Origin of the sequence: Xanthobacter autotrophicus, from assembly GCF_030015065.1 — a bacterium.
Classification (GTDB): Bacteria; Pseudomonadota; Alphaproteobacteria; order Rhizobiales; family Xanthobacteraceae; genus Xanthobacter; species Xanthobacter autotrophicus_D.
The window spans coordinates 1-394 of the sequence record NZ_JAIVFN010000543.1 but is presented as its reverse complement, the minus strand read 5'-3'; the positions used below and the strand labels follow the sequence as shown (position 1 = coordinate 394).

The 394-nt window shown below is 65.5% G+C and carries 1 protein-coding gene; it reads right to left on the bottom strand.

What is annotated here, in order from left to right; all coding sequences use genetic code 11:
• Positions 1-26 precede the first annotated feature (26 nt).
• Positions 27-394 (bottom strand): hypothetical protein (locus tag K9U40_RS24435; RefSeq protein ID WP_282892623.1); only part of this gene is annotated, 368 nt, incomplete at its 5' end.

Genomic DNA, 394 nt, shown 5'->3' with positions numbered 1-394 from the left:
GGTGATGCGTTGGGCACGCGATGGACTCAGCGTTGCACTGCTTTCAAGGCGTCGACCACCTGTGCCCCAGAAAAACCACAGTGTCCTTCGCCCACCGGCGGCAACACGCGTGGCAGCGGGCGTGCGCCAGCCCGTACGGCCAATTGCGGATACACCGTCTGCATGTGCGGCACGATGGTCGGGTCGTTGTGGTTGAACTGGATCACCAGCGGTCGCTTCAGTGCGCCGGTCATTGCCAGCGTGTCGCGGACATGCGCCTGTGCCGCAGGCACGGGATCGATGCGCTGAACGCCGGCATTGAATGCGGCGTCGTCACCGAATCCGCTGTACACCACCCCCAGGTTGCCGACCGGCATGCCGCCGCTGCGCGTGGCCAGTTCGTGCAGCACCAGTG